Origin of the sequence: Streptomyces sp. NBC_01537, assembly GCF_045040445.1 — a bacterium.
Lineage (GTDB): Bacteria > Actinomycetota > Actinomycetes > Streptomycetales > Streptomycetaceae > Actinacidiphila.
This window is the reverse complement of the sequence record NZ_CP109392.1, coordinates 2,309,626-2,331,467: the sequence shown is the minus strand read 5'-3', so window position 1 is coordinate 2,331,467 and position 21,842 is coordinate 2,309,626. Positions and strand designations below refer to the sequence as shown.

11 protein-coding genes and 1 pseudogene are annotated in these 21,842 nt (G+C 70.8%); 6 read left to right on the top strand and 6 right to left on the bottom strand.

Annotated features, from left to right (window positions below; genetic code table 11):
- Nucleotides 1–36 precede the first annotated feature (36 nt).
- The 5 genes from OG607_RS10705 to OG607_RS10685 all read left to right on the top strand — a co-directional run bounded on the left by OG607_RS10705 (nt 37) and on the right by OG607_RS10685 (nt 7,311).
- Nucleotides 37–1,527, top strand: a complete 1,491-nt coding sequence (locus tag OG607_RS10705) for a 3' terminal RNA ribose 2'-O-methyltransferase Hen1 (RefSeq protein ID WP_405721785.1) — start codon at nt 37–39, stop codon at nt 1,525–1,527.
- Nucleotides 1,524–4,076: a polynucleotide kinase-phosphatase gene (locus tag OG607_RS10700; RefSeq protein ID WP_405721782.1), complete on the top strand. Its 2,553-nt coding sequence runs from the start codon at nt 1,524–1,526 to the stop codon at nt 4,074–4,076. The genes OG607_RS10705 and OG607_RS10700 overlap by 4 nt, the downstream gene beginning before the upstream one ends.
- A gap of 78 nt (nt 4,077–4,154) precedes the next feature.
- A complete protein-coding gene (locus OG607_RS10695; protein WP_405721779.1) occupies nt 4,155–5,384 on the top strand; it encodes an arginine deiminase in 1,230 nt (409 codons plus the stop codon).
- 110 nt (nt 5,385–5,494) lie between these two features.
- Nucleotides 5,495–6,493 (top strand): ornithine carbamoyltransferase, encoded by a 999-nt coding sequence (gene argF / locus OG607_RS10690; protein ID WP_405721776.1) that lies wholly within the window; start codon nt 5,495–5,497, stop codon nt 6,491–6,493.
- Between the two features lie 140 nt (nt 6,494–6,633).
- Nucleotides 6,634–7,311, top strand: coding sequence for a lysophospholipid acyltransferase family protein (locus tag OG607_RS10685; RefSeq protein ID WP_405721773.1), 678 nt, complete (start codon nt 6,634–6,636; stop codon nt 7,309–7,311).
- Between the two features lie 578 nt (nt 7,312–7,889).
- Here the strand turns inward: OG607_RS10685 and OG607_RS10680 are convergent.
- The 3 genes from OG607_RS10680 to OG607_RS10670 form a co-directional block, all read right to left on the bottom strand.
- Complete coding sequence (locus OG607_RS10680; protein WP_405721770.1) at nt 7,890–11,447, bottom strand: eIF2A-related protein; 3,558 nt, start codon at nt 11,445–11,447, stop codon at nt 7,890–7,892.
- 167 nt (nt 11,448–11,614) lie between these two features.
- A complete protein-coding gene (locus tag OG607_RS10675; protein ID WP_405721767.1) occupies nt 11,615–16,036 on the bottom strand; it encodes a trypsin-like peptidase domain-containing protein in 4,422 nt (1,473 codons plus the stop codon).
- Between the two features lie 34 nt (nt 16,037–16,070).
- Nucleotides 16,071–16,361 carry a CU044_2847 family protein gene (locus OG607_RS10670; RefSeq protein WP_405721764.1) on the bottom strand — a complete coding sequence of 97 codons (291 nt, stop codon included), beginning with the start codon at nt 16,359–16,361 and terminating at the stop codon, nt 16,071–16,073.
- Nucleotides 16,362–17,201: 840 nt separating this feature from the next.
- Between OG607_RS10670 and OG607_RS10665 the strand changes: the two genes are divergently transcribed.
- The gene (locus OG607_RS10665) at nt 17,202–18,557 is read left to right on the top strand and encodes an amidase (RefSeq protein WP_405721761.1); all 1,356 of its coding nucleotides are present in this window, start codon (nt 17,202–17,204) and stop codon (nt 18,555–18,557) included.
- A gap of 596 nt (nt 18,558–19,153) precedes the next feature.
- Here OG607_RS10665 and OG607_RS10660 read toward each other — a convergent pair.
- The 3 genes and pseudogenes from OG607_RS10660 to OG607_RS10650 form a co-directional block, all read right to left on the bottom strand.
- A pseudogene (locus tag OG607_RS10660) lies at nt 19,154–19,365 on the bottom strand (undecaprenyl-diphosphate phosphatase); the annotation flags it as partial.
- A gap of 423 nt (nt 19,366–19,788) precedes the next feature.
- Entirely contained in the window at nt 19,789–21,318 is a 1,530-nt protein-coding gene (locus tag OG607_RS10655; protein WP_405721758.1) for a helix-turn-helix domain-containing protein, read from the bottom strand.
- 14 nt (nt 21,319–21,332) lie between these two features.
- Nucleotides 21,333–21,842, bottom strand: coding sequence for a methylated-DNA--[protein]-cysteine S-methyltransferase (locus tag OG607_RS10650; RefSeq protein ID WP_405721755.1), 510 nt, complete (start codon nt 21,840–21,842; stop codon nt 21,333–21,335).

Sequence of the window (21,842 nt, the reverse complement as noted above, 5' to 3'; positions counted from 1 at the left end):
GGGCACGAGCCGCGTCCGGGCACGATACTCGTACTCGTGTTCCTGACGATCTCCACCACCGGCACTGCGGAAGCCCCGGCCACCGACCTCGGCTTCCTCCTGCACAAGCACCCGGACAAGGCCCAGGCCTTCTCCACCTCCTACGGCGACGCGCACGTCTTCTACCCCGAGGCGTCCGCCGACCGTTGCACGGCCGCGCTGCTGCTGGAGGTCGATCCGGTCGCGCTGGTCCGCCGCGGCAAGGGCAAGGGCCGCGGTGGCGCCCCGGACGCGTCGCTCGCCCAGTATGTGAACGACCGGCCCTACGCCGCGTCCTCGCTGCTGGCCGTCGCGCTGCGGACGGTGTTCGCCAGCGCCCTGCGGGGCGTGTGCGACAAGCTGCCCGAGCGGGCCGCGAACCCCTTGCCGCTGCGGATCGAGGTGCCGGTGCTGCCCGCCCGGGGCGGCGAGCCGCTCGTGCGCCGGCTGTTCGAGCCGCTGGGCTGGACAGTGGTGGCCGAGCCGGTCGCGCTGGACGAGCGGTTCCCGGAATGGGGGGACTCGCGCTACGTACGGCTGGTGCTGGAGGGCGAGCTGCGGCTCGCGGACGCGCTGCGGCATCTCTACGTGCTGCTGCCGGTGCTGGATGACGCCAAGCACTACTGGGTGTCGCCCGACGAGGTCGACAAGCTGCTGAGAGCGGGCGACGGCTGGCTCGCCGGCCACCCCGAGCAGAAGCTGATCACCAGCCGCTACCTGGCCCGGCGCTGGTCGCTCACCCGGGAGGCGCTGGAGCGGCTGGAGCTGACCCGGCTCGCCGAGGCCGACGACACCGAGGCCGAGGAGATCGACAACGCGATCGACGAGCAGACCGACACCGACGAGAAGCCGGTGCCGCTGGCCGCGCGGCGGCGCGAGGCGATCCTGGAGGCGCTGCGCGCAGCCGGGGCGAGCCGGGTGCTCGACCTGGGTTGCGGGCAGGGGCAGTTGGTCGGCGCACTGCTGAAGGACGTGCGCTTCACCGAGATCGTCGGCGTCGACGTGTCGGTGCGGGCACTCAACGAGGCCGCGCGGCGGCTGCGCCTGGAGCGGTTGGGGGAGCGGCAGAGCACCCGCGTCACCCTGCTCCAGGGCTCTCTCGCCTACACCGACGCCCGCCTCAAGGGCTACGACGCCGCCGTGCTGAGCGAGGTCATCGAGCACCTCGACCTGCCCCGGCTGCCCGCCCTGGAGTACGCGGTCTTCGGCGCCGCCCGCCCGGCGACGGTGATCGTGACCACGCCGAACGTCGAGTACAACGTCCGCTGGGAGACGCTGCCCGCCGGGCATGTGCGGCACGCCGACCACCGCTTCGAGTGGACCCGCGAGGAGTTCCGCGCGTGGGCCCATGAGGTGGCGGGGCGGCACGGCTACGGCGTGGAGTTCGCGCCCGTCGGACCCGAGGACCCCGAGGTCGGGCCGCCGACCCAGATGGCTGTGTTCACCCTGCTCACCTCGAAGACCACTACCCCGAAGACCACTACCGCGAAGGAGGCGGCAGCAGCATGACACTGACAAAGCGCACGCTTCCCGTGACCGACCTGTCCCTCGTGGTCCTGGTCGGCAGCACCGGCTCGGGCAAGTCCACCTTCGCCCGCAGGCACTTCAAGCCCACCGAGGTGATCTCCTCCGACTTCTGCCGGGGCCTGGTCGCCGACGACGAGAACGACCAGAGCGCCAGCGGGGACGCCTTCGACGTCCTGCACTACATCGCGGGCAAGCGGCTCGCCGCCGGCCGGCTCACCGTCGTCGACGCCACCAGCGTCCAGCCGGAGAGCCGCAAGCAGCTGGTCCAGCTCGCCCGCGAGCACGACGTGCTGCCCATCGCCATCGTCCTGGACGTGCCCGAGCAGGTGTGCGCCGAGCGCAACGCCGGCCGCGCCGACCGGGCGGACCTCCCGCGCCATGTCATCCAGCGGCAGCAGCGCGAGCTTCGCCGCTCCCTCAAGCACCTGGAGCGCGAGGGCTTCCGCAAGGTGCACCACCTGCGCGGCGTCGAGGAGATCGAGGCCGCCGAGGTCGTCCTGGAGCGCCGCTACAACGACCTGCGGCACCTCACCGGCCCGTTCGACATCATCGGCGACATCCACGGCTGCGCGTCCGAACTGGAGACCCTGCTCGGCAGGCTCGGCTACGCCGACGGTGTCCACCCGCAGGGCCGCACGGCCGTCTTCGTCGGCGACCTCGTCGACCGCGGCCCGGACAGCCCCGGCGTGCTGCGCCGCGTCATGGGCATGGTCGCCGCCGGCACCGCGCTGTGCGTACCGGGCAACCACGAGAACAAGCTGGGCCGCTGGCTCAGGGGCAAGCAGGTCCAGCACCGCCACGGGCTGGCCGAGACCATCGAGCAGTTCGAGAAGGAGGACGCCAAGGACCCGGCCTTCAAGGAGCAGGTACGGGAGTTCATCGAGGGACTGGTCAGCCACTACGTCCTCGACGCAGGCAAGCTGGTGGTCTGCCACGCCGGCCTGCCCGAGAAGTACCACGGCCGCACCTCCGGCCGGGTGCGCAGCTTCGCGCTCTACGGGGACACCACCGGCGAGACCGACGAGTACGGCCTGCCGGTGCGCTACCCGTGGGCCGAGGACTACCGGGGCCGCGCCGCCGTGGTCTACGGCCACACCCCGATCCCGTCCGCGACCTGGCTCAACAACACCATCTGCCTGGACACCGGCTGCGTGTTCGGCGGCAGGATGACCGCACTGCGCTGGCCCGAGCGCGAGCTCGTCGACGTACCGGCCGAGCAGGTCTGGTACGAGCCCGCCAAGCCGCTGACCACCGAGGCACCCGGCGGTCAGGACGGGCGGCCGCTCGACCTCGCCGACGTCACCGGCCGCCGGGTCGTGGAGACCACGCACCACGGCCGGGTCGCCGTCCGCGAGGAGAACGCGGCGGCCGCGCTGGAGGTCATGAGCCGCTTCGCCGTGGACCCGCGGCTGCTCGCGTACCTCCCGCCGACCATGTCGCCCTGCGCGACCTCGCAGCTCGACGGCTACCTGGAGCACCCGCGCGAGGCCTTCGCCGCCTACCGGGAGGACGGCATCCGCCAGGTCATCTGCGAGGAGAAGCACATGGGCTCCCGAGCGGTGGCCCTGGTCTGCCGTGACGAAGGGGCCGCCCGCGACCGCTTCGGCATCACCGCCGACGGCGTCACCGGCGCGCTCCACACCCGCACCGGCAGGCCGTTCTTCGACGCTCCGGCCGTCACCGAACAGGTCCTGGCCCGGCTGCGCGAGGCGATATCCGCCGCCGGTCTGTGGGACGAGTTGGAGACCGACTGGCTGCTGCTCGACGCCGAGCTGCTGCCCTGGTCGCTCAAGGCCTCGGGCCTGCTGCGCAAGCAGTACGCGGCCGTGGGCGCCGCGTCGGGCGCGGTCTTCCCCGGAGCGCTCGCCGCGCTCGAAGCCGCCGCCGCCCGTGGCACCGACGTGGACGGACTGCTCTCCCGCCAGCGCGAGCGGTCCGCCGACGCCGCCGCGTTCACGGACGCGTACCGCCGCTACTGCTGGACGACCGAAGGCCTGGACGGGGTGCGCCTCGCGCCCTTCCAGATCCTCGCCGCCCAGGGCCGCAGCCTCGCCGCGCTCCCGCACGACGAGCAGCTCGCGATCATCGACCGCCTCGTTGCGGCCGACCCCACCGGCCTGCTCCGGGAGACCGGTCGCCTGGTCGTCGACACCGCCGACGAGGCCTCGGTCGCCGCCGGCACCGACTGGTGGCTGGAGCTGACGAAGGCCGGCGGCGAGGGCATGGTGGTCAAGCCGCTCCAGGCGCTCGTGCGCAGCGAGTCCGGGCACCGGCTGGTCCAGCCGGGCATCAAGTGCCGCGGCCGGGAGTACCTGCGGATCATCTACGGTCCCGAGTACACCCGCCCCGACCACCTCGCCCGGCTGCGCTCCCGCGCTCTGGGGCACAAGCGCTCGCTCGCGCTCCGCGAGTACGCGCTCGGCCTGGAGGCGCTGGACCGGCTGGCGGCGGGCGAGCCGCTGTGGCGGGTGCACGAGGCGGTGTTCGCGGTGCTCGCCCTGGAGTCCGAGCCGGTGGACCCGAGGCTGTGATCCGTGTGTGATCAGGGTGTGATCCGCGGCATGTGATCAGCGGCGCTAGAACCGCCCCGGTCTGGGAAGGAGTCCTCCATGGGCTTCCATGTTGACTCCGAGGCCGGGCGGCTGCGCCGCGTCATCCTGCACCGGCCCGACCTCGAGCTGAAACGGCTCACGCCGTCGAACAAGGACGCGTTGCTCTTCGACGACGTGCTGTGGGTGCGGCGGGCGCGCGCGGAGCACGACGGCTTCGCCGACGTCCTGCGCGACCGCGGCGTGGAGGTGCACCTCTTCGGCGACCTGCTGCGCGAGACGCTGGCGCTGCCCAAGGCGCGGGCGATGGTCCTGGACCGGGTCTTCGACGAGAAGGAATACGGGCCGGTCGTCACCGACCACCTCCGCGAGGCCTTCGACGAGCTGTCCACCCCCGACCTGGTCGAGGCGCTGGTCGGCGGCATGACCAAGCGGGAGTTCCTGGAGCGGTTCGCCGAGCCGACCTCGGTCCGCTTCCACGTCATGGAGCCCGACGACTTCCTGCTCAACCCGCTGCCCAACCACCTCTTCACCCGGGACACCTCCGCCTGGGTCTACGACGGCGTCAGCATCAACGCGATGCGCTGGCCCGCCCGCTGGCACGAGACGATCCACTACGAGGCGGTCTACCAGCACCACCCGCTCTTCGAGCCGGGAGGCTTCCACGTCTGGTCGGAGGGCCAGGCCGCCTACCCGTCGACCATCGAGGGCGGCGACGTCCTCGTCATCGGCAACGGCGCCGTCCTGATCGGCATGAGCGAACGGACCACCCCGCAGGCCGTGGAGATGCTCGCCCAGCGGCTGTTCACGGCCGGCTCGGCCCGCAGCATCGTCGCGCTCGACATGCCCAAGCGGCGGGCCTTCATGCACCTGGACACCGTCATGACGATGATCGACGGCGACACCTTCACCCAGTACGCCGGCCTCGGCATGCTCCGCTCGTACACCATCGAACCCGGCGCCGGAGAGCGGGACCTGAAGGTCACCGACCATCCGCCGGAGCACATGCACCGGGCCATCGCGGCCGCGCTGGGGCTCGACGACATCCGTGTCCTGACCGCGACCCAGGACGTGCACGCGGCGGAGCGCGAACAGTGGGACGACGGCTGCAATGTGCTCGCCCTGGAGCCCGGGGTCGTGCTCGCCTACGAGCGCAATGTCACCACGAACACCTTCCTGCGCAAGCGCGGCATCGAGGTCATAGAGATCCCCGGGAGCGAGCTCGGGCGGGGGCGCGGCGGGCCGCGCTGCATGAGCTGCCCGATCGAAAGGGATGCCGTGACGGGGTGAACGCCGGCCGCCGGGGCGTCAGGGGCGTCCGCAAAGGCATCCGCATAAGGATGCGACCTGTCGTATAGACTTCCAGGGTAATGTCATACGACCGCGACCTAGGAGCCCCCATGGCCAGCGACCTCAAGGGCCGCCACTTCCTCAAGGAGCTGGACTTCACTCCCGAGGAGTTCCGCCACCTCCTGGAGCTGGCCGCCGAGCTCAAGGCCGCCAAGCGCGCGGGCGCCGAGGTGCAGCGGCTGCGCGGCCGGAACATCGCGCTGATCTTCGAGAAGACCTCCACCCGGACCCGCTGCTCCTTCGAGGTCGCGGCAGCGGACCAGGGCGCCTCCACCACGTACCTCGACCCCTCCGGCTCGCAGATCGGGCACAAGGAGTCGGTCAAGGACACCGCCCGCGTCCTCGGCCGCATGTACGACGGCATCGAGTACCGGGGCACCGGGCAGCACGTCGTCGAGGAACTGGCGGCATACGCGGGCGTGCCCGTCTGGAACGGCCTCACCGACGAATGGCACCCCACCCAGATGCTGGCCGATGTGCTCACCATGGCCGAGCACAGCGCCAAGCCGCTGCCCGAGATCGCCTACGCCTACCTCGGTGACGCCCGCTACAACATGGGCAACTCGCTGCTGGTCACCGGCGCGCTGCTCGGCATGGACGTACGGATCGTCGCCCCGAAGCAGCTCTGGCCGGACGACACCGTCGTCGCGCAGGCGCGACACCTCGCCGAGAAAACCGGCGCGCGCGTGACGCTTACCGAGGACGTCGCGGACGGCGTGCGCGGCGCGGATTTCGTCCACACCGACGTCTGGGTCTCGATGGGCGAGCCCAAGGAGGTCTGGGACGAGCGGATCGCGCTGCTCGGCCCGTACGCCGTCACGACCGACGTGCTGGACGCCACCGGCAACCCGGACGTCAAGTTCATGCACTGCCTGCCCGCCTACCACGACCTGGGCACGAAGGTCGGCCAGGAGATCTACGAACGCCACGGCCTGACCTCCCTGGAGGTCACCGACGAGGTCTTCGAGTCACCGCGCTCCGTGGTCTTCGACCAGGCCGAGAACCGCATGCACACGATCAAGGCGATCCTGGTCGCGACGCTGGGCTGACGCCACGGCCCGGGACCCCAGGGCGCGGGCCTACGCGCAACTCTGAGTACTCCTACGGATGTGCGCCGCTGCTCGCCGGGTGACGATGCTGGTCGGACAAACACCGGGCGGAGCCCGGCAGATCAAGGAGCAAGCAGCGCGTGCTGACCGCCTTCGCCCGCACGGTCGTTCCGATCCTCGGCCGGCTGACCGTCACCACCGGCCCGGTCCGCACCATCGCGCCCGGCAGCATCGTCGCGCCCAACCACGCCGCCCTGGCGGATCCCGGGCTCGTCCTTGCCGCGCTGCGCAGCCTGGGTACCGAACCTGTCGTCCTCGCCGCCGCAGGCCTGTGGAGGATCCCCGTTCTCGGCCGCTGCCTCACCCGCGAGGGCCACATCCCGGTCCACCGGGGCAGCCGGCACGCGGCGGCGGCGCTGGACCTCGCGGCCGAGGCCATAGCCGCCGGCCGGGTCGTGGTGATCTACGCCGAGGGCCGCCTCCCCTTCCGCCGGGACTCCGGCGAAAGCGAACCCGGAACATTCCGCACCGGCCTGGCCCGGCTCGCGCTCGCCACCGGCGCCCCCGTCGTTCCTCTGGGCCATGCAGGCGCCCGCCGGATCATCTCCGGCGGACGGACCAAACAGATCGCAGGCGTCCTGACCGCTCCGCTGCGCCGCCCGGCCCTCCACGTCCACCTGGGCGAACCCATCCACCTCCACGGAGACATCACCACTGCCACCGCGTGCGCCCGCTCCGCAGTGCACCACGCCTGGCAGTACGCGGTCGGTCAACTGCGAACCGTCAAGGTGACGCCAGGAGATGTGCCCAGCCCCTGACCAAGAGCGCGGCGGGGCCCGCCGGTCAGCGCCGGTCAGATGTCGCGGAAGAGACCGGGTAACCCTGTGAGCTGCTGTGATGGGTGATGCCGGGGCGTTGACCTGTGTGAATGGCTTTCACGTGTTTCACGCTCGTGCCTGTTGATCCAGCCGGAAGTCCCAGAGGACTCTCACGCTCACCGCCCCCTTCCAGTCTGCCGGTGCGGGAAGCCGCGAACGGTCGTGCGCAGCAGGTTGTCGGGCTGAGTTCGTTTTGGATCTCGGCGTATGCCGAACGAACAACGATCGCCACCCGTCAAGTCGGCGCGGCCCTGGTTCGCCCGTGTCGGGGGATGTCTGGGCCGTGCGTGCGGGCAGTCATGCCTCTGTCGATCAAGAGGAGGCGGGCTGGTCACGGTTGCGCCGGCTTGGAGCAATGCGGCGTGGAGCCGTATGAGCGGTGCCTACGGGGGGCGACGGACAGGTGCACTGCCCCTTTGGGGCTGGCCAGGGGCAGCCTCGCCGCCACTGACCCCGGCACCGACCCCGGCGTCGGCGAGGCGGAGAGCGCCGACGGGGCCTGACCGAGCCGACAGGTATCACCTTTCGGGTAGGAGGAATCGGTCACGCTCTTCACCCGTGAGGTCCCGGGAGACACGGTCGCGCGCAAGGGCGAGGAGCGCGGTGGAGTCGGCGACCGGGTCCCACACCCGGGCCGTGCCGTCACCCGATGCCGTCACCAACGAGGTCCCGTCGGTGGACCAGGCGACTCCCTCGACCCAGGCGTCATGCCCGCGCAGCACGGCCAGTTCGATCCCCTGGCCCACTTCCCACACCCGTGCGGTGTGATCGTCGTAGGCGACGGCGAGCCGAGTGCCGCTGGGAGACCAGGCAAGATCCCGCACCACGTCCTCCTGCTCCTCCAAACGGCGCGACTCCCTCGCGTCGGGGAAGCTCCAGATCCGGACGGTACGGTCCCGTGACCCGGTCGCCAGCTGATCCCCGGCCGGCGACCAGCCGACCCCGGTGACGGCTTCGCTGTGTCCGCTGAGTATCGTGACCGCATGCCCGGCGGCGGCATCCCACACCCTTGCGGTCCCGTCATTGGACCCGCTGAGCAGGCAACGTCCGTCCGGCGACCACGTCAGCGCGCGCACCATGGCCGAGTGCCCGGAGAACACCGTCAGTTGCTCGCCGGAAAGGGCATCCCACACACGCACCATGTCGTCACGCCCGCAACTGGCGATCCTGGTGCCGTCCGGGCTGAACACGGCGCGCCGCACACCCCCCGGATGTCCGGACAGACGCAGGTTCTCGGTACCGCTGCGGGCGTCCCAGACCCGGACCGTACAGTCGTAGGACGCGGTCACCATGAGCGTCCCGTCGGGCGACCAACCGCATCCCCTCACCTCCCCCTCGTGCGGCAGCACCATGCTCTGGGCGCCGGTACGGGCGTCCCAGACCCGGGCGGTCGCGTCGCGCGAGCCGGTGACCAGGACGGCGCCGTTCGGCGACCACGAGGCGGTTCGCACCCAGCTCGTGTGACCGCGCAGCAGGAGACGTTCCGGGCTTGGCCGCGCGTCCCACAGCCGTATGCTCGCGTCCCTGGACGCGGTGGCCACCAACTGGTTGCCGGGGGACCAGGCGGCAGCCATCACCCAGTCCTTGTGCCCACGCAGGACAGGCCCGGCCTCACCGTCGTCGGCGTTCCACAACCGGACCGTCGTGTCCCGCGACGCGCTGGCGATGCGCTCTCCGTCCGGCGACCATGCCACCGAGGTGACAACGGACCGATGGCCGTGCAGCACCAGCCGCTGTTCCTGCCTCGCGCCATCCCACAGCCGGGCGGTCCGGTCCCTGGAGCCGGTCACCAGCCGGGTCCCGTCCGGTGACCAGTCCACGGAATCGACCCAGTCCCGATGCCCTGCGATCTCGGCCGGTTCACCGTCCAAGGCCTCTGCGGAAAGGTCCCACAGGCGTACCTTGCGGTCGCCGGAGGCGCTGGCCAGGCGAGCCGAGTCGGGGGAGAACCGGACGGACATCACCCAGTCCTGATGTCCGGTCAGCCGTGCCGTCGACTCTCCCGTCCGTGGATTCCATACCCGGATGGAACCGTCCCTCGAGCCGGTCGCCACCTTCCTCCCGTCCGGTGACCAGGCGACCGAGGTGAGCATGTGTTCATGGCCGTGCAGCACGGTCAGTTCCTCGCCCGTGGCGGCACGCCAGATGCGCGCGGTACCGTCCTGGGCGGCTGTGACGACCCGTTCACCGTCCGGAGACCATGCCGCCGCCTCCACGCGGTTGGTGTGTCCTCGGAGCACCTGCGTCTGCCCGCACCGCTCTGTGTCCCAGATCCGCGCGGTGTGATCATGGGAAGCCGACAGCAGCCGCTGCCCGTCCGGCGCCCATGCCACATCCCACACCCATCCGGTGTGACCGGTCAGCACGGCGCGTTGCCGCGACGCATCGAGCGTGGCATGCAGGGCGCGGAACGCGGCGGGGCGCGGGGCACAGTCCTCCACGGCGGCGATGGCGAGCAACAGAGCAAGTTCCGGGTCGACGTCGACGGTGAGGCGTGCCTGCTGCGCGACCGCGTCGGACAGCCGGTCCAGCCAGGCATTGTCGCTGCCTCGCGAGGTCTCCAGGAACTCGTGCGACAAGGGGCTGTCCGACCACAGATCAGGCTGTTCGTCCACCCAGCGCATCACGGCTCGCAGCCGCTCGTCACGCAGCAGGTAACTCCGTTCCCGGCCATTGCGGTCCCAGTCCAGCGCCCAGCGCTCCACCTGCGAACGCCGCCGCAGGTGATCAGCCCGTGCGCCCACGTCCTGGCGCAGCGGCGCCCAGTGCCGGAAAAGCGCCTCATGCGCCACATCCACCACCACCCCGCCGTCCTCGGGCCTGGTGGTGAGCAGCCGGGCCTCCACAAAGGCGTCCAGCACGTATTGGTCCGCCGGGTCGAATGCCTCACGTCGCACCCGTCGCCGGGTCGGCTCCGAACCGTCGAGGGTGACGAAGCGGGAGATCACATGTAGCACATCCGGCTCGGTGATCCCCCTGACCGCCAGTTCCGTGCAGACCTTCTCCGCCTGCCGGACAAGCGCGCCACCGACCCCGCCCAGCCGCTCGTAGTCCTCGTCCCGCACCACTCCTGAGTCCCGGACCCGCAGGAAGAGCTGCTGCAGGGTAAAGGCGAGCAGAGGCAGGGCGTCACCGTGACCGGTATCGTCCACGATCCGGGCCACCACCCCAGGGAGGAACCGCAGTCCGGCGAGTGCGGCCGGCTCCTCGATCACCTGGCTGAGCGCGTTCCTGCCAAGGACCCCCACGACGACCGGACGTTGCACGAGGGTGGCGAAGCGGGACGCGAGCAGTCCGGTGAGGAATTCCGAACGTAATGTCGCGACGACCCACAGCGCGGGATCGCTGTCGAGAGCGTCCTGGAGCAACGTCAGGAACTCCTCACGCGCCTGGGCGCCCGACTGGCTGAACACCTCCTCCAACTGATCCACCACCACCAGCACCGAGGCCGAAGTCCGCCGGCCATGGCGGGCACGCAGGTCCTGCACCAGCTGCGCCAGATGCGACGCACCCTCGACGCGCAGCCGTTGTTCCACCTGACGCGCCGCACGTATGCCGGTCATCCCGGACACGGTGGCGAGCGCCTGGGCGAGGCCCGCCACCGGATCCTCCCCAGGAGTGAAGGGCGGTACGACCAGCCACGGTGCGCGACGCCGGGACAGCGACGGGATCAGTCCACCTTGGACAAGCGAGGACTTGCCGCTGCCCGAAGGGCCGACGACAGTGACGAACGGCTGCCGGGACGCGCGCACAGCGGGGTGCAGCCGCTCGATCAGTTCACCCGTCTCGGCGCTCCGCCCGAAGAACACGGCAGCGTCCTCGTCGGTGAACGCCTCGAGACCGGGGTAAGGCGGCCGGTCGGCCGTCCATACCGGCCGCGCCGCCCCCTTTCCCTTGTCCTCCACAAGCGCCTGGGCGATCAACCCCGCGACAGACAGTACGAGTCCGGGCGCCACAGCGATCCACAATGAACTCGTTCCCGTGGCCAGAGCAGAGACCGCTGTGGCACCCGTCAGCACGATCACCGCTGCTGTCCAGCGCTTGAGGGAACTCCAGACACCACGCAGCCATCTCATCAACACGCCCCCCTTGGAATGAACTCGGGAAGAGTGTCCCCGCCGGACACGCGGACCGACACATGGAGCGCCCCCCGTATGCGCGCGGTCCTCAGCGGAAGTCAGTGATCCCTAGTGGTGCCGCCCGCCTGCTACCAAGACTGCGGAACTTCCTACTCGTCCTAGCGCTAGGAGGCGCATGTCTGCCGGTACGGAAGGGCGTGGACGTAGCGGGACCAGGCCGTGTGGTCGAGGCCGGATCCGGTGATCGCACAGGCATGTTCGGCCGCGTGGTTCTGCAGATCGATACCGGCGGTGAGGTCCCACAGAGCGGCACGCCTCTCGAAACTGACGGTGGCGAGGCTCGTCCCGTCCGGGGAGAACACGAGCCCGAACACTTGCTGGCCGGGCATCGACAGCGGAGCGGCGAGTCGGTGCGGGTTGGAGAGGTCGGTCACGTCCCAGAGGATGAGTGCGTTCGTCAGGTTCGTGGTTGCCAGGGTGCGGCTGTCGCTGGAGAAGGTCATGCCGAGCACCGCGACCGTCACGCTCAGGGCAGCCGTGTTGCCGTTGGGGTCGCTCGGACCGACCAACGGCTGACCGATCCGTACGGGCCTGGCCGGCCGGGAGACGTCCCACAGGGCGATCGTGCCGTCGGAACGACCGACGGCCAGCGTGCGGCCGTCCGGCGAGAACGCCGCTGACGTGACGTCGGCGGAGTCACCGGCCGGAAGCAGTCGCGGCCGCGCGGCGGGGTGCGTGGGGTCGGAGACGTCCCAGAGCGTCACCTCGGCGTCGGGGTCGTAGATGTTGCTGGTCGCGAGAGTGCGGCTGTCCGGGCTGAATTCCGCGACGAGGACGATGACGGCGGGCAGGTTCTTGGTCCGCAGCACCGGATGCGCTGGGTTGGACACATCCCAGAGCATCGATTTGTCGTTGTCGCCAGTGATCAGCATCCGGCCGTCTGGGGAGAACAGGGCAGGGCTACCGCTGCCCGGCAGAGCCGGTCCGCGCCGCACAGGATGCCTGATGTTCGAGATGTCCCACACGGTGGTCACGCCACGATCGAAGACGGCGAGGGTCCTACCATCCGACGAGAGTTCCCTGCCCTCCCCTGGCACACCTGTGTTCTCCTCGACCGGACGGGCCGGATCGGACATGTCCCACAGGACGACGGAGCCGTCCTTGGCACCACTGGCCAGCGCTCGTGCCCCGGCGCGGAACGCCAGCGATTGCGCCCCTGCGACGGACTTGCCGCGCGGGACGGGCTGGCCCGGGTCGGTGAGGTTCCAGAGCATGGCGGTACGGTCCCGGCTGCCCGTTGCCAGAGTGCGCCCGTCGGGGGAGAACGCCACCGACACCACGTAGTCGGTGTGACCGGTCAGCGGGGATCCTGATGTGACGGGACGGGCAGGGTGGGACAGGTCCCACAACACCGTGGTGCCGTCGTACCTGGCGGTGGCCGCGACATCCCCCTTGGGGGAGAACGCCAGTGAGGTGTTGTTTCCGGTCATCCGTCCCCCGAACCGCTTGGGCGCGGCCGGGCGGCTGACGTCCCAGAGCACGAAGGCGTTCTGGTTCTTGGACTTGGGGTCCTTGTCGCGTGTCGCCAGGAGATGGCGGCCGGGGGAGAACACGACGGGTGATCTCCCGGCGAGGGGAGATCCCAGACGGCGCGGCCGGGTCGGGGCGGCGACGTCCCAGAGCACCACGGAGTCGCCACTGCCCACGGCGAGCACCCGGCTGTCCGAGGAGAAAGCCACCGAGTCCACCCGGTGGGTCCCCGCGCTGAACGGCGCGCCGAGCGGGCTGATCCGGTCCGGACGGGAGACGTCCCACAGGGCGAACCGGTCGTTGTAGTTGGAACCGACGGCCAGGACCTTGCCGTCCGGTGAGTAGGCCACCGAACCGACATCCTCGTCCTTGATCGCCTCCCACGACGTGCGCAGTACAGGCTTCGCCGGATCGGACAGGTCCCATACGTCGACCTTCGAACCGTCGTCGTCGGCCGTGAGCAGCGAACGCCCGTCCGGAGAGAACGCCATCAGATCGGAGTCGGTGTCGTCCACGCGCACGCGCGAGCTCAGCCGACGCGGCGGAGCCGTCTCGGACAGGGACCACAAAGTGATCACAGTCGCCGGTGTGACGGACGTCGTGGCGGAAGGGGTGGGGGAAGGTCCACTGCCCGTTGCCTCAGAGATCGCGTTCGACGATTCGACGGGCAGTGGCTTGCTCGTCCGCACCGTACTGGCCGTGGCCAGGACCCTGCCGCGCGGAGAGAACGCCACCGCGTCGACCGAGTCGCTGAATGCCGAGGCGGTTCCCGCGTACCGGGTTCCGGTGAGGGTCTCGACCAGGCTGGCCCGTGTCTGGGAATCGGAGTGAATCCGCTCGGCGGCGATGCCGAGTTGCAGCGCGAGCCGCGGATCGGTGGCGCGTGCCGCCTCGGCCTGCGACACGAGCAGGCGGGCCGTCGCGACCTGCTGCTGCGTCTGCGCCGAGCGCCGCTGGACGAACGCGAAGCCGGTCAGGACGAGCGCCACCACCAGCAGCCCGGCCAGGACGGCGTTCAGGCGCCGGGTTCGGCGGACGGCGGCCTGCTGACTGCGGCGGCTCGCGGCGAGGAAGTCCGCCGTGGCGCTTGGCAGACGGCGCTGCCGGGTCCAGTCCAGGCCCTCGGCCAGATCGGTCCCGTGGAGCAGGTCGTCGGAGTGCCGGCGGACCGTCCAGCGGGCCCGCTGCTCGTCGGCGCGGTGCAGCCAGGTCTGGAAGCGTCTGTCCTGTTCCACCCAGTCGCGCAATTCCCCCCAGTCGCGCGCGAGCGTGTCATGGACGAGCTCGGCAACCACACCGGTGGGCGGCGGGCCGGGGTCGCGGGCCGCGGTGGTGATGATGCGGTGGCGGGTGAGTGACGCCAGGACCGCGTCGGTGACCTCCTCGGCGGGCTGCCGGTCGGAGGCCGCGTCTGAGGCGTCCGCCGCGAGCTCCCGGAGCACGTCGAGGGGCATCTGCTGGCGGGTGGCGGGGATGTGGCGGGCAGGGTCGGCAGGGCGTACCAGCGCGGTCAGTATGCGCCGGGCGGTTGGGCGGTGGCTCTCGGGCAGCTGGGTGATCGCGGCATTGCACCAGGTGGCCAGGGATCCGGTGATCTGCCCGATCCGCTCGTAGGCGGTGTGGGTGAGGCGGCCGTCCACGCGGCGCTCCCACAGCCGGTCCAGGGCGAGTTCCAGGGGCGCGAGCAGCGTGACCGGGGCTCTTCGGGCGGCGGCGCCCTGCGGGTCGGCGGCCAGGACGTCGGCGACGATGCGCTCCGCCAGGCCCTCCTCGAAACTCGCCCCGGCCTCGTGGGCGGGGCGGGCGACGATGGCCTGCAGCTCCTGCGGGCTCAGCGTGGCGGGGATGTTGACCAGGCCGGGAGTGACGGCCTCCAGCAACTCGGGAGCCTGGGCGGCCAGCTGAGGGTAGAAGTCGTCCCGCATCACCAGGGTCACGCTGACGGCCGTGTCGGAATCGATCACTGCCCTGACCGACTCCAGCGCCGAGGACGAGGGCTGAGTCAACGCCTCCTCGAACTGGTCGATCACCAGCACGATCCGCTCGCAGCCCTCAGCCGTGCCCGCCGCGGACCGACGTCGCACCGCGGCCACGAGTCCCTCGGTCGCGGCCCCGGGCAGACCGTGCCGCTCCAGCTCCACGCTCAGGTCCCGCCCCGGGCGCGGTACGAGCACGGTCGTCCATCGGTCGCTGCCAGGCAGCCGACCGTCACCGAGGGCCGGCAGCACACCCGCCTGGATCAGGGAGGACTTGCCCGACCCGGAGGGGCCGAGCAGCAACAAGCCTCGCTCGTGTCCGGCCAGAGCCGACAGCACGGCCTCCACCGCCCCGTCCCGCCCGTGGAACTCCGGGGCATGCTCAGCGGTAAAGGGCTCCAGACCCCGATACGGACTCGTCTCGTGTTCGATCAGCGCCGGCCACGCCTCGCGCAGGACCTGTGCGGGCGTGGCGTAGGCGATGCCCTGGCCCCGCAGATGGCCGTCCGGGGCCGTGATGGCGGTGATCATGCCGACCACCAGCCCCGTGACCTCGTCGACGACCGGACCGCCGCTGAACCCCTGGGTCAGATCGTTGGCCTCGGTCAGCTGCAACAGCCCGCCGCCACCGCCCTCCGTTCCGCTGCCCGGCAGCAGATCGCCGGCCGTCCCGTAGCCGAAGTGACCGCCCTGCGGGGCCTGGGCCGGAAAGCCGAAGGAGCGCACCCGATGCCCCCGACAGTCGGCCGCCGACCCCAGCGGCAGTGGCGACACCCCCACGGGGGCGCTCAGGCGGATGACGGCCACGTCGTTCGCGTCCGGGGCCCGCCACGGCTCGACCAGCACCTGCCCATCGGTGTGCGGCGCCCCCTCGGCGCGCGGAAAGGTCAGCCGCACACCGTCTCCGGGGCCGTTCCCGGCGGCCCGTACCACGTGCGCACAGGTGACCACCACGTCAGCGCCGATCAGGAAGCCCGCCCCGGCCACCTCGCCCTCGGCCGTCAGAATCTGCGCGGCAGCCGCCTGGACCCGATACGCCGGCCCGCGGTCGGCACGAGCGCCACCCTCGTTCGCCGGCATCACGCGCGCCCCGCGGGAGCGCCGACGAGCGGCTTCACCGTTCCCGGGCCCACGTCACGGTGACCCGCAGATGGCAGCCCGCCTCGGTCCGCGTGATCACTGCGCCGGCCTGGGCGGCGAGATCGACCCCGAACTCGATCTCGACCTCGTCCGGGCCCGCACGCCGCACCTGCTCCAGCGCCTCCCGGGCCATGTCAGTGACCGGGCCGAGTGCCTCCCGCAGACTCGACGGCAGCTCACGGACGGCCTCGCCGATCCGCCCGGCCTTCACCGGCCCGTCGGAGACCTCCGGTGCCTCGAAGAGGATCGAGCCCCCGCCCTCCATAGGAAGACGCGCAAAACTACGCATCCATCCCCCCTAGCCTGAAGCAGGCCTCATCGGGCCATTGACGATATCTGCCGATAAATTAGCGGACCGGACATGTCGGTGTCCCGGACTCAGAGGAGTGGAGCCGCTGCTTCTGGAACTGAGTCGAGTGCCGTTCACTCCCAGGCGCCTTCGCCGACGTCTTCTGGGTGGCCGCTTGCACTGGGCACGCTCCACTGATCAGTACTGCGCTCCTCAGCCTCGAGGCGAAGGCTGACGCAACCGATCCCAGCGCCTGCCCTGACGGAAGGCTGTCATTCGGGGTGTGCTGCCGTGGCGCAGCCGCTTTTCTCGCTGTCCGGAGCCTTTGTCGCCGATCCACCGTTCTGGCGTGCTGGGGCCCCGCACGGGTGTGGCGACTTCCGGGCCCCGGGCCGGGCATCCGGGCCGGGGCCCGGATGCCGAAGATCTTCTTCGCCACCTTCGAGCGGCACGATCACCCCGTACAGGTGACCTGTGACGACCAGGTCGCCTTCCGCAAAGCCAGGAACAGACGGTCGTCGCGGGGCCGCCCGAGTTGCTCGTGCACGACGCGCCGGCCTGGTCCTGGCAAATGGCACCGGCCTCCAAGGCTGCCTCGCCAGGTCGTGTCATGCCGTGGAACCCGCCGTTGGAGCATGACTGCCGTAATTTCCCGTGAACATCCAGAGGGCCGACGATCACCAAACGCCGCCGGAACCCATGAACAAACGCTGTCGGTTGAAAATGAACGAAGCCACCCCGCCGCCAACGTCCCCCGGGGCGGCGCGTCGTACGATGCGGATCACCACCAGCAGCGCGGGGACCACGGGAGTACACGTGACGGAGTGGACCGGCCGTACGGCGGTCGAGATCGCCGAGGCCGTACGACGCCGGGAGGTCACGCCGCGCCAGGTGGTCGAGGAGCACCTGGCGCGGATTCGGCGGCTCGACGGCCGGGTCGGGGCGTTCCGGACGGTGCTCGCCGAGGAGGCGCTGGCCGCGGCGGACGTCCTCGCCGGCCGGACTGATCTGGCGGATCTGCCGCTGGCCGGTGTCCCGGTCGCGGTCAAGGACAATGTGCCGGTGGCCGGGCAGGCGCTGCGCAACGGCAGCGCGGCCTCACCAGCCGCACCCGCCGCCGCCGATCACGAGACCGTACGGCGGCTGCAGGCCGCCGGGGCGGTGGTTCTCGGCATCACGCATGTCCCCGAGCTGTGCGTGTTCGGGACGACCGACGGCGAGCACGGGGCTACCCGCAACCCCTGGGATCTCTCGCGCAGTTCCGGAGGCTCGTCGGGCGGCAGTGCCGCCGCCGTCGCCGGCGCTCTGGCCCCGATCGCACTGGGGGCGGACGGCATGGGCTCCATCCGCATTCCGAGCGCGGCATGCGGGCTCGTCGGCCTCAAGCCCGGTGCGGGCGTGGTCCCGGCGCAGTTGGGTGAGACCGACTGGTACGGCATGGCCGAGAACGGCCCGATCGCCACGACCGTCGCCGACGCGCGGCTGATGTTCCAGGTACTCGCCGGTTCCGGGAAGCCCTCCCCCGACGCGCCGCCGTCCGCCCCGCTGCGCATCGCCCTGTCCACCCGCAGCCCCGTCCCGGGCTCCCCGGTGAGCCGAGCCTGGGCAGCAGCCGCCCGCGATGCCGCCCGGCTGCTGGAACAGGCCGGCCATCAAGTCACCACCGCCGATCCGTCCTACCCGCTGTGGCTGAGCGCCGCCGTCACCGCCCGCTGGACCGCCGGTACGGCCGCCGACGCCGCAGGTCTCGACGCCCGCCTGTTCGCCCCCCGCACCCGCCGCCACGCCGCGCTCGGCCGCTTCCTGGCCCGCACGTCACTGCTGCGCACCGACTACCGGGCCCGCCTGCGCGAGCGTCTCGCCCCGTTCTTCGAGCAGTACGACGTGCTGCTCACCCCTGCCCTGGCCCGTGACGTACCGGCCGCCAAGGCCTGGAGCCGGCGCGGCTGGGCGGTCAACGTGCTCACCAACAGCCGCTTCAGCCCCTTCACCCCGCCTTGGAACCTCGCCGCCTGGCCGGCTGCCGCCGTCCCCTTCGGTGCCCACCCGGGCAGCGGCCTGCCCCGTGCCGTACAGCTCGTGGCGCTGCCCGGCGGCGAGGAGCGCCTGCTGTCCGTGGCCGCCGACCTGGAGCGCCTGCATCCCTGGCCCCGGACCGCGCCGCTGGACTAGGGACTCAGGGCTGGTCGCCTGCCACTGTGGGGCCCGGCCCGCAGGTGGAGATAACGCCGAGCAGTGCACTGTCGGCCAAAGCAATGCCACAGTCAGCTGTTGGGCGCCAGGTGAACCCCACGCGGATCGTCGGAGCATCCGTCTCGGGGATGCCCGACCGAAGGCGGTGCTCCAGGAGGCCTAGTATCCAGCGCGTCCGGCCGGCTCATGGCCCTTGTGCTGCCGCTATGCCCACCTTCGGCATCTTGACGTGAAGCGGGCTGTTTCGACCCGTCGTCTTACGGGGTCCGGGATGCGATGCTGCATGCCAGATCGAACGGTTGGGGGGACTGTCGATGAGTGCGCAAGACGTCGTGGCCGTTTCCGTAGCGGTGCTGGTCCCCGTTGTGACCGCGGCTGCTGGAGTAGTGAGCCTGATGGTGCAGGACCGGCGGACGCGCCGGTCACTGGTGGGGCGCCGCCAACTGGCCTTCGAGGACGCGACTCGGCAGGTGGCCTTCGCCGCCGAATGGTGGAAGGCGAGGCAACTGATCGCCTCCACTCCGGAAACGCTCCAAGACGCGACCGCCATGGCGCAACGCTGGCTGGATCAGGCATCCGAGCAGGTGAACACAGCAGAGCGAGCCCGTGATCCGGTAGATCACGAAGGCGTTGAAGGAGTGCTTGGCGACGAATTTCAGCAGCCAGGCGATCGACGCGTAGGCGACCACGAAGGACACCAGCGTTCCCACGGCCAGCCAGCGGCGCCCGCGCCGGTGCCGAGGGCGTCCTTGAGTTCGTACAGGTCTGCGGCGGTGAGGGCGGGGATGCGGCCTGTGCCTGGACGATATCGACTTCGCCGGCGAAGTCGTCCATGTCCGGCGTCAGGTCAATGGTCAGGACGAAGCTCTGCTTCGCGCTTCCCAAGGGGCGCAAGGTGCGCGACGCGCCCCTGCCCACAAGTGTGGCCCGGGCCCTGCGGCAGCACTTGGAGCACGTGATCGTCCCTGGCCCGGTGGCTCGGGCACTCGGACCCCGGGTTCGCACTGCGGAAGTACGCGCACTTCCTGCCCCGTGCGGGCGCACGCGGCAGCGCCGCGATCGACGCGGTCTTCGAGTAGCCCGCGCTGGGCCGGGCGCAGCTCGGTGCTGACGCAAAGTCCAAAGTCCCAGAGAAGTCCCACGGGTGCCGTCGCACCCTCTCCAGACCCGTCTTCGTGCAGGTCAGAAAGGGTGCGGCGGCATTCGCCGGTCAGATGTCGCGGAAGGTCTCGATGCGCGCGCCGACCGAATTCAGCCGGTCCGCCAGGTCCTCGTAACCCCGGTTGATGACATAGACGTTGCGCAGCACGCTCGTCCCCTCCGCCGCCAGCATCGCCAGCAGCACGACCACCGCGGGCCGCAGCGCGGGCGGGCACATCATCTCGGCGGAGCGCCAGCGGGTCGGGCCCTCGACCAGGACGCGGTGCGGGTCGAGGAGCTTGACGTCGGCGCCGAGCCGGGTGAGCTCGGTGAGGTAGATGGCCCGGTTGTCGTAGACCCAGTCGTGGATGAGGGTCGAGCCCTGGGCGGTGGCGGCGATGGCCGCGAAGAAGGGCACGTTGTCGATGTTGAGGCCCGGGAAGGGCATCGGGTGGATCTTGTCGATGGGGGAGCGCAGCTTGGAGGGGCGCACGGTCAGATCGATCAGCCGGGTGCGGCCGTTGTCGGCCGGGTACTCGGGGGAGCGCTCGTGGTCCAGGCCCATCTCCTCCAGCACCGCGAGCTCGATCTCCAGGAACTCGACGGGGACGCGGCGGATGGTCAGCTCGGACTCGGTCACCACGGCGGCCGCGAGCAGGCTCATCGCCTCCACCGGGTCCTCCGACGGCGCGTAGTCCACATCGCGGTCGATGTACGGGACGCCGTGCACGGTCAGCGTCGTGGTGCCGATGCCCTCGACCTTCACCCCGAGCTGCTCCAGGTAGAAGCACAGGTCCTGGACCATGTAATTGGAGCTGGCGTTGCGGATGACGCTGACCCCGTCGTGCCGGGCGGCGGCCAGCAGCGCGTTCTCGGTGACCGTGTCCCCGCGCTCGGTCAGCACGATCGGCCGGGTCGGCGACACCTCGCCGCGCACCTGGGCGTGGTAGACGCCGGTGGTGGCGGTGACCTCGAGGCCGAAGTGGCGCAGGGCTGTCATGTGCGGCTGCACGGTGCGCGTGCCGAGGTCGCAGCCGCCCGCGTACGGCAGCCGGAAGCTGCTGGTGCGGTGCATCAGCGGGCCGAGGAACATGATGACGCTGCGCGTGCGGCGGGCCGCCTCGGTGTCCATGGAGTCCAGGTCCAGGGTGGCCGGCGGCACGATCTCCAGGTCGTTGCCGTCGTTGATCCAGCGCGCCCGGACCCCGATGCTGGCCAGCACCTCCAGGATCCGGTAGACCTCCTCGATCCGGGCGACCCTGCGCAGCGTCGTACGTCCCGCGTTGAGCAGCGATGCGCAGAGCAGGGCGACGCAGGCGTTCTTGCTGGTCTTGACATCGATGCTGCCGGACAGCCTGCGCCCGCCGACCACGCGCAGGTGCATGGGGCCCGCATAGCCCAGGGAGACGATCTCGCTGTCGAGCGCTTCACCGATTCGGGCGATCATCTCAAGGCTGATGTTCTGATTACCGCGTTCAATGCGGTTCACCGCGCTCTGGCTCGTGCCGAGCGCGTCCGCGAGCTGCGACTGGGTCCAGCCGCGGTGCTGGCGGGCGTCACGGATGAGTTTGCCGATACGGGCGAGGTAGTCGTCTCCCATGGGGCGAGACTATCTCACATATGAGATGTCAGCCCGCGCGGCTCGCGCAGCCCCCGCTCGAAGTCCAGGAGGTGACGCTTGCGGGCCAGCCCGCCGCCGTACCCGGTCAGGCTGCCGGTCGAGCCGACGACGCGATGGCACGGCACGATGATCCCCACCGGATTACGGCCGTTGGCCAGGCCGACCGCGCGGGAGGCGCCCGACTGCCCGAGGCGCTCGGCGAGTTGTCCGTAGGAGATCAGGCAGCCGTACGGGATCGCCTGGAGCTGCGCCCAGACGCGCCGCTGGAAGGGCGTGCCGTGCAGGGTGAGCGGAAGGGCGAATTCCGTCAACTCACCTGTGAAATAAGCCCCCAGCTGTTCGACGACCCGGCCGAAGACCGGCTGTGAGGGATCGCGCTCCCCGAAGGTCTCCTCGGGCGGGCGGTGGCGCTGCCCGGTCATGTACAGCCCGGCCAGGGCCCCGTCCTCGGCGACCAGGGTCAGCGGTCCGAGCGGGCTGTCGGTGACGGTGTGCGTGCGCAT